This is a genomic window from Methyloceanibacter marginalis (genome assembly GCF_001723295.1).
GTDB lineage: Bacteria > Pseudomonadota > Alphaproteobacteria > Rhizobiales > Methyloligellaceae > Methyloceanibacter > Methyloceanibacter marginalis.
Map to the genome: position 1 here is coordinate 1 of NZ_LPWD01000092.1, position 8,065 is coordinate 8,065.

Annotated in this window: 9 protein-coding genes and 2 pseudogenes; 3 read left to right on the plus strand and 8 right to left on the minus strand. The window is 63.6% G+C overall.

Translation table 11 applies throughout. The features are described from left to right. Positions 1 to 219 (minus strand): divalent cation tolerance protein CutA (gene cutA, locus AUC71_RS04190; RefSeq protein WP_069623251.1); only part of this gene is annotated, 219 nt, incomplete at its 3' end. A gap of 111 nt (positions 220 to 330) precedes the next feature. On the opposite strand from cutA, the gene AUC71_RS04195 reads away from it, so the two are divergent. Then, the gene (locus tag AUC71_RS04195; protein WP_069623259.1) at positions 331 to 1,101 is read left to right on the plus strand and encodes an NAD kinase; all 771 of its coding nucleotides are present in this window, start codon (positions 331 to 333) and stop codon (positions 1,099 to 1,101) included. Here the strand turns inward: AUC71_RS04195 and AUC71_RS04200 are convergent. Both AUC71_RS04200 and AUC71_RS04205 read right to left on the minus strand, forming a co-directional pair. Next, positions 1,095 to 1,694, minus strand: a complete 600-nt coding sequence (locus tag AUC71_RS04200) for a flavin reductase family protein (RefSeq protein ID WP_069623252.1) — start codon at positions 1,692 to 1,694, stop codon at positions 1,095 to 1,097. The two genes, AUC71_RS04195 and AUC71_RS04200, sit on opposite strands and share 7 nt — an antisense overlap. A 32-nt stretch (positions 1,695 to 1,726) precedes the next feature. After that, positions 1,727 to 2,299 (minus strand): nitroreductase family protein, encoded by a 573-nt coding sequence (locus AUC71_RS04205; RefSeq protein WP_069623253.1) that lies wholly within the window; start codon positions 2,297 to 2,299, stop codon positions 1,727 to 1,729. 192 nt (positions 2,300 to 2,491) lie between these two features. Between AUC71_RS04205 and AUC71_RS04210 the strand changes: the two genes are divergently transcribed. After that, the gene (locus AUC71_RS04210; protein WP_069623254.1) at positions 2,492 to 3,250 is read left to right on the plus strand and encodes a vWA domain-containing protein; all 759 of its coding nucleotides are present in this window, start codon (positions 2,492 to 2,494) and stop codon (positions 3,248 to 3,250) included. Further along, positions 3,214 to 4,380: a hypothetical protein gene (locus AUC71_RS20805; RefSeq protein ID WP_069623255.1), complete on the plus strand. Its 1,167-nt coding sequence runs from the start codon at positions 3,214 to 3,216 to the stop codon at positions 4,378 to 4,380. Before AUC71_RS04210 ends, AUC71_RS20805 begins: the two co-directional genes overlap by 37 nt. Positions 4,381 to 4,391: 11 nt before the next feature. On the opposite strand, the pseudogene AUC71_RS22550 reads toward AUC71_RS20805, so the two are convergent. From AUC71_RS22550 to AUC71_RS04235, 5 genes and pseudogenes are all read right to left on the minus strand, one after another. Then, a pseudogene (locus tag AUC71_RS22550) lies at positions 4,392 to 4,766 on the minus strand (methylated-DNA--[protein]-cysteine S-methyltransferase); the annotation flags it as partial. Continuing rightward, positions 4,663 to 5,373 (minus strand): annotated as a pseudogene (locus AUC71_RS21775) (bifunctional transcriptional activator/DNA repair enzyme AdaA); the annotation flags it as partial. The pseudogenes AUC71_RS21775 and AUC71_RS22550, both read right to left, overlap by 104 nt. Positions 5,374 to 5,462: 89 nt before the next feature. Then, positions 5,463 to 7,400 (minus strand): threonine--tRNA ligase, encoded by a 1,938-nt coding sequence (gene thrS, locus AUC71_RS04225; protein WP_069623257.1) that lies wholly within the window; start codon positions 7,398 to 7,400, stop codon positions 5,463 to 5,465. A gap of 67 nt (positions 7,401 to 7,467) precedes the next feature. Beyond that, on the minus strand, positions 7,468 to 7,791 hold the full coding sequence (gene yidD, locus AUC71_RS04230) for a membrane protein insertion efficiency factor YidD (protein ID WP_083238069.1): 324 nt from the start codon (positions 7,789 to 7,791) through the stop codon (positions 7,468 to 7,470). Then, positions 7,788 to 8,065, minus strand: a 278-nt coding sequence (locus AUC71_RS04235; protein ID WP_141701440.1) for a cupin domain-containing protein, incomplete at its 5' end; no start/stop codon positions are given. The genes yidD and AUC71_RS04235, both read right to left, overlap by 4 nt.

Sequence of the window (8,065 nt, forward strand, 5' to 3'; positions counted from 1 at the left end):
CATCACCTGATCCTTGAGGCTTTCGCGCGTCTGATGATCATGGCGACCTCCTCGGCGGTCTCCCGCCGCACCGTTCCACTCGAAGATGGAGATCATGCCGGGAAACGCATTGACGCAGGCCGCAAGCCGGGCCGCCACCAGCGCCTCGCCCACGCGCTTGGCGTCCTCCAGGCTCGGGAAAGTCGTATAGATCAGGATCGGCCGGTCTTCGTTCCGCATGCGATCTCCATTCACCGTCCCTTGAGACACTTGCACGACTTTATCACCACAGCTTTATAGTGCCTTCTCCCAAGAGCGGATCCTTGGGCCGGCAAGCGCAGTAGAGTGATCATGGCACGCTTCGAAAAGATTTGCTTCGTCGCCAGCGAGACCAATGAGGCGAAGGATGCGTTCAAGGCGCTTACCAAGCGTTACGGCAACGTGGCGCCGGAGGAAGCGGACGCGATCGTTGCGCTCGGCGGCGACGGCCTGATGCTTCAGACCATGCATGACCACCTTCACAGCCGCATTCCGATCTACGGCATGAACCGGGGCTCGGTCGGCTTCCTGCTCAACGACTACACGGAGAACCGGCTGAAAGACCGGCTGGAGGCGGCGGAGATCACCGTCATCCATCCTCTGCGCATGACCGTGCGAGATGTGAACAGCGCGACCCGCGAAGCGCTCGCCATCAACGAGGTCTCGCTGTTCCGCCAGATCCACCAAGCGGCCAAGCTGAAGATCGGCGTCGACGGTACCACCCGGCTGGAAGAGCTGATCTGCGACGGCGTATTGGTGTCCACGCCCGCCGGCAGCACCGCCTACAACCTCTCCGCCCATGGGCCGATCCTGCCCATCACCGCGCCGCTGCTCGCGCTCACCCCGATCAGTCCCTTCCGCCCGCGGCGCTGGCGCGGCGCGCTGCTGCCCAACGAGGCCAAGGTGCTGATCGAGGTGCTGGAGCCGAACAAGCGCCCGGTCAGCGCCGTGGCCGACCATACCGAGTTCCGCGACGTGGTCGCCGTCGAAGTGGGCGAAGCGAGCGGCATCGACCTCTTCATGATGTTCGATCCCGGCCACACGCTCGCCGAGCGCATCCTTGCCGAGCAGTTCGGCTATTGAGGCCGCGACAGCTCGAACACCTGATCGATCACCGCATAGTCGCCATAGCCCAACCGCGCGATGGGCTTGAGCTTGGTCACGTCCACCTTGCCGTCGACGATGGTCCGGTCATCGATATGCACGCCGATCACCTGGCCGAGCACGATGGCATGAGTCCCAGGACCGCCGTTCGGGCCTGGGAGATCGATGGTCCGCCAATATTTGCACTCGAAGGCCACGGGCGACTCTGCCACACGCGGCGGCGCCACCAGCTTCGAAGGTGCGGGCGTCAGCCCGGCGAGAACCATCTCGTCCACCTCGGGACTGACATGCTGTGAGGTGCGGTTCATGGCGTCGCGCAGATCGTAGGTGGCAAGAGAGCAGACGAACTCTCCCGTCTCTTCCGCGTTGCGCTGGCTGTCCTTCCGCCCGCCCGAAGAGAACATCACGAAATGCGGGTCGGTGGCGACCGCGTTGAAGAAGCTGTAAGGCGCCAGATTGACCACGCCGTTCTTGCCGAGCGTGGAGATCCAGCCGATCGGACGGGGGCTGACCAGAGCCTTGAACGGATCCCATTGCAGGCCGTGCGTGTTGGCAACCGCGTCATAGAACATGGGCCGTGATCCTACGGGCGTGCAGAAGCGTTTCAAGCCTGCCAGGTTGTAACGATATCGGCGAGCGCGGGCCGGTCCCGCTCCTCGGGCCTCTCCTTCGCCGTGCCGATATAGATGAAGCCGGCGACGCGCTCATTTTCCGACAAGTTCAGCGCCTGCCGTACGCCCGGGCTGAAAGCATACCATTCGGTGATCCATTGCGCGCCAAAGCCGAGCGCCGTCGCTGCCAACATCAAATTCTGGCAGGCCGCGCCCGCGGACAGGACCTGCTCCCATTCGGGCACGGCAGGCGTCTGGACAACGCGGGAGATCACGGCGACGACCACGGGGGCCCGCAGGAAACGCTTGGCCTCCGTGTCGAGACGAAACGTGCTGGGCTCGTCCTCCTCGGCGCGGCAGGCTTCCGCGATCACCTGTCCGAAGGCTTCCCGGGCGGCGCCCTCAAAGACGATAAAGCGCCAAGGCACGAGCTTCTTGTGGTCCGGCACGCGGGCCCCAGCAGTCAGGATTTGACCGAGCTGATCCGCGTCGGGACCGGGTTCGGTCATCGCGTTGGCCGAGACCGACCGGCGGCTCAAAAGGTGATCGAGAGTGGGATTAGACATGCGCTCACAATGACTGGCTAAGGCCATGCTGCATATCGTGAAACGGGCAATCCAACAATCTTCGTCCCTTGCGTCCAATCGGCGCCGATAGGTTCAAAAATCGGCCTTATTCGCGATCAAATTTCCAAGCGTGATGGCCGCCTGTTGCCTGTATAAGGGGCGGGGCGGTCGACAAATCGGAAGAGAAACGCCATGCGGGGGAAGCACTTCGCGGCGCTGAAGCTCTTGCTTTTGCCCGCTCTTTTCTTCGGCGCCGGAATAGCGGCAGCCGAGGATGCGCCCGCGCCCGCGCCCGACCGGCCTGCTGCGGTCCTTGTGTTCGATGCTTCAAAGAGCATGGGGGACAAGCTCGGCGAGACCGCCAAGCTCGATGTGGCACTTAGCGCGCTCACGCAGGCGATCCCCAGCCAGGCCAATCAATTCTCTCTGGGGCTCGTGGCCTTCGGGCATCGCAAGGATTCAAATTGTGCCGACAGCGAGATCCTGGCCAAAACGGGCGAGCTCAATGGCGGCAGCTTCGCGAAGCTCCTCGGCGGCATCAGGGCCACGGGCCAAGCCCCCATCGCCGCGGCCATCGGCGACGCGGCCTCGCTTGCAGGCGACGGCAAGACCCTCGACGTCGTGCTCATCGCCGATGGCGGGGACACCTGCGACGCCGATCTTTGTGTGACAGCCGAGGGGCTCAAGCAAAAGACCAAGGGCTTGCGCATCCACGTGGTGGGGCTCGGCGACAAGCCTGCCGACCTCGAGCCGCTGGCCTGCATGGCCAAGGTGACCGGCGGCAAGTTCATCACCGCCGGCAACGAGGCTGACTTCAGACCGGACTGGGCGCCGTGTTCGCGGCCATTAGCGCACCACCGGCACCGGCCGCGCCGATCGCCGAGGCCCCGCCCCCGCCTCCTGGGCCGGGACACATGGCCACGCAGAAGCTGGGCGAGACCGCCGTGCTGAAATCAGGGGCGCCGCAGCCGGATGCCCCGCAAGCGCAGGCACAGCGTGTGGTGCCCGTCTCGCCGGCGCCGCCCAAGACCCAGCCGCTGCGGCCCGTGCCGGTGAGCTTCAAGGCGCTCATCACCGAAGGGGGCGCCAAACTGCAATCGGGTCTGATCTGGCGGGTCTACAACGCGAAAGCCAAGTCCGATGGCGGCTTCGAGCTGATAAGCACGCATCGCGAGCCGACGCCGACAGCGGCCCTGCTTCCCGGAGAATACTTGGTCAACGCCGCCTATGGGCTCTCCAACCTGACCAGGAAGATCAAGGTGGAGGGCGGGAAGTCCCTCGAGGAGACCTTCGTCCTCAACACCGGCGGACTTGCCATGCGGGCCTTGCTTGCGACCGGAGAGGAATGCCCCAAAGGCACCGTCCGCTTTGACATCATGTCGGACGAGCAAGACCAGTTCGGCAACCGCGAGACCATCCTTGCCGACGCCCAGCCCCACAGGGTCATTCGCCTCAATGCCGGCGCCTATCACTTGAGGAGCCATTACGGGGATGCGAATGCCAGCATCGGCGTCGACGTGACGGTGGAGCCGGGACGCATCACCGAGGCGACCATCAAGCATACTGGGGCGAAGATCACCTTCCGCCTCGTGCAGAGCCTGGGCGGCGAGGCACTCGCCAATACGAAATGGACGATCCTCACCTCCGCCGGCGACACGGTAAAGTCGAACGTGGGCGCGCTTCCGACCCACATCCTTGCTGCCGGCAGCTATGCCGTGGTGGCCGATCACGACGGACAGAGCTACACGCGCAAATTTTCCATCGAGCCCGGCAACGACAAGCAGATCGAAGTGGCGATCGAGGACGGTCCCACCTCGCCGGAAGCACTGAAAGCCCTCCTCGATCCACCGGAAGCACCCCCGCCGGGCACAGGCGGCTTGGCTGGCGAAGGTCCCGGCGGCGCGGTCGGCTTCGACGGCTTCACGCGCGCGCCCGCGGATCCCAACGCGCCGCTGCTCAACCCCCGGCGCTCTATTCCGCCCGTCGACGCCTTGAGGCGCTGGGTCGGAGCGGCGGCGGCGCACACCATTGAACGTTCGTGCTCAAGCAACCATTTCTTTCGCGGGAGCCCGCCACCATAGCCGGTCAGCGAACCGTCGCTGCCGATGACTCGGTGACAGGGAATCACGATTCCGCGGAAGTTGTCGCCATTGGCGCGAGCCACGGCGCGCACGGCTTTCGGTGCGCCAATATTTTTGGCAATTTCCGCATAGGACCGCGTTTCGCCGGGCGGAATTTCCAACAGCGCATTCCAGACGCGTCTTGAAACTCCGTGCCGCGCGGAGCGAACGGCAAGCTGAACGCGCGCGCGTGCCGCGGAAATATTCACCGATCTCGCGGTTTGCCTGATCCAGCAACTGATGATCGCCCGGCACGATGGCAAACTTGGTCTTGTGCCGCAGCCGAAGAATCTCACGCTCAAGTCCGCGCCGATCCACCCAATCCAGCACATAGAGCCCGCTATCATTCGCCAGGACGAGGATTGCGCCGAGGGGCGTCTCGATCCAGCGCGCGAAGAGGCAGTGCACGCCGTTTGCCTTCGAAGGAACGGTGCCAAACAGCTTCGCGAACGCTTCCCGAAACCCGCTCGACGATTCGAAACCGTGCGCCAATTGCGTGTCCAAGAGATTTGTCCCCTTTCTGACGGCGGCCAGGGCGGAACCCATGCGCCGCGCGCGTTGATAGGCGTGAAACGACATGCCGAAATATCTCTGAAACTGCCGCCGCGCGGTCGACGGATCGATTCCTTTGCGCATCAGATCCCGATCCCGCAAAGGTTCCGATAGCCCCTCCTCGACCTGGCGCCGAAGCTCCTCCACCAAGGGGGGAACCTCGCGTCCGACATGCATCGGCTTGCACCGCAGACACGGACGAAAGCCGGCGTACAGCGCCTCATGCGCACCGGGAAAAAACTCGACGTTGGCGCGCAAGGGTTTCCGCGCCGAGCAAGTCGGGCGGCAGAAAATGCCGGTCGTCTTCACCCCGACCACGAAAATGCCCTCGTAGGAGGCGTCGCGACGCTGCAGGGCGCGGAAGAATTCGTCGGCTCGTCCAGTAAGCTGCTGCGTGCTCATGGTCGCGATAGTACGCCTCGGCCGTACGGGCGCGCGACCGATTTTCAGGCAGCGATTTCAGTTTTGGGCGATCGCTTCAGAGTGTCAGGCTACGCCGCCTTCTTGTGCTGACGTAGGTCCGGCGGCACGGCCTCATCGACGAGCGCCTGAACGGCAGCATCGAGGCTCATGACCTCTTGCTTTTGTGAGCCGAGCCGGCGTACCGACACCGTACCCTCTTCCGCTTCGCGCTTGCCGGCCACCAGCAGCACCGGCACCTTCGCCATCGAGTGCTCGCGCACCTTGTAGTTGATTTTCTCGTTGCGAAGATCGGCCTCGGCGCGCAAGCCCGCCTCCTTCAGCCGTGCCAGCACTTTCTCGGCGTAGTCGTCGGCATCGGAGACGATGGTGGCGACCACAGCCTGGGTCGGCGCGAGCCACAGCGGCAAGTGCCCCGCATGATGCTCGATGAGAATGCCCGTGAAGCGCTCCAGCGAGCCGAACATGGCGCGATGGATCATCACCGGCGCCGCCTTCTCGCCGCTGGGACCGATATAGAAGGCGCCGAGGCGCTCCGGCATGTTGAGATCGACCTGGATCGTGCCGCATTGCCATTCGCGCCCGATGGCGTCGCGCAGAACATATTCGAGCTTCGGTCCATAGAACGCACCCTCGCCCGGGTTCAGCTCGTAGGAGAGTCCGGCCGCTTCGACGGCACGTTTCAGAGCGGCTTCAGCCTTATCCCACACCGCATCGGCGCCAACCCGCTTTTCGGGGCGGTCGGAAAACTTGATGCGCACGTCCTCGAAGCCGAAATCGCGATAGATGGAGAGCATCTGCTCGTTGAGCTTCACGCACTCCTCGGTGATCTGATCCTCGGTGCAGAAGATATGCGCGTCGTCTTGCGTGAAGTGGCGCACGCGCAAGAGACCATGCAGCGCACCGGAAGGCTCGTAACGGTGCACTTTGCCGAATTCGGCAATGCGCAAGGGTAGATCGCGATAGCTCTTAAGACCGTGCTTGAAGATCTGCACATGCCCCGGACAGTTCATGGGCTTGCAGCAGAACACGCGGTCATCGGGCGTCTCGGCGATATACATGTTCTCGGCGAACTTCTCCCAATGGCCCGATTGCTCCCACAGCGTGCGTTCCATCATGTCCGGCGAGTTCACCTCCACATAGCCCCAATCGTTCTGGCGCCGGCGCATATAGCCGATCAGAGCCTGGAACAGCGCCCAGCCCTTCGCGTGCCAGAACACGGCGCCCGGCGCCTCCTCTTGGAAGTGGAACAAATCCATCTCGCGGCCCAGGCGCCGATGATCGCGCTTCTCCGCCTCCTCGAGCTGATGGAGATAAGCCTTGAGATCGTCTTCGCTCGCCCAGGCCGTGCCGTAGATGCGCTGGAGCATCGGATTGTTCGAATCGCCGCGCCAATAGGCGCCCGCGATCTTGAGCAGCTTGAAGCCTTTGCCGATGCGGCCGGTGGTATCCATATGCGGCCCACGGCACAGGTCGAACCAGTTACCCTGGTGATAGACTTTGACGTCCTCGCCTTCGGGGATTGCGTCGACGAGCTCGACCTTGAAGCCTTCCCCCTTCTTGGCGAACACCTCCCGCGCCTTGTCGCGACTCCACACCTCGACGGTAAATGGATGATTGGAAGCGATGATCTCGGCCATCTTCTTCTCGATGACCGGCAAATCCTCCGGCGTGAAGGACTCCTCCCGCGCGAAATCGTAATAGAAGCCGTTCTCGATAACCGGGCCGATCGTGACTTGCGTGTCCGGATACAGCGCCTGCACCGCTTCGGCCATGACATGCGCAGCGTCGTGGCGGATCAGCGTGAGCGCCTCCGGATCGGTGCGCTTGATGATGCGAATGCTGGCATCGCTCTCGATCGGCTCGCCGAGATCACGCAACTTGCCGTCGATCTCGACGGCAACAGCGTTCTTCTCGAGTGATTTAGCGATCGACGCGGCAACGTCGCGGCCCGTGACTCCGGATTCGAAGTCGCGCGCGGAACCATCGGGAAACTTGAGGGAAATCATCTGTCGCTCCTCTCACTCCTGCGTACCAGCGCAGGTAAGATGGACTGTTTGGTGTGCGGCGCCGCTTTTAGCGGGAATTGCCTGCCGCGTCACTTTTATTTGGGCGCCAGCGGCCGTAGCGCCAAGGGGCCAAGGGATGGCACTCGTGACGAAGGTCGGGCACCGGGTCGAGCCCCGCGCTGCCCCAAGGATGGCAGCGGCACAGCCGGGCGAGCGTGAGCCAGCCCCCCTTCCACGCCCCGTTGGTGTCGATGGCCTCGCGCGCGTAGTCGGAGCAAGTCGGCAGATGCCTGCAATGGCCGCCCACAAGCGCCGAGAACGAGTAGCGGTACGCCATGATCGGCGCCAGCATCAGCGCCTTGGCCGCGCGCTGTCCGAGTGTCGCGCTCATGGGTAGGGATCGCCATTTCGGTGGGTGAACACAAAGCGGCTGCCGACTTTACGCGCCTTAAGGTCGATGTCGCTGTAATGCGCCTCCTCGTGGCCGGCACGGGTGCCAACCTCCAGATAGAGAACCGGTCGATCGCCACGATTGATCAGATGATGCCCGTCGGCGCGGCCCGCGGGGAAGCCGGCCGCCATCCCTGGCTTGAGCACCGTCTCGCCCGCATCGGTGACGAGAGTCGCCTCCCCTTCGAGCACGTACACGAACTCATCCTCATGGA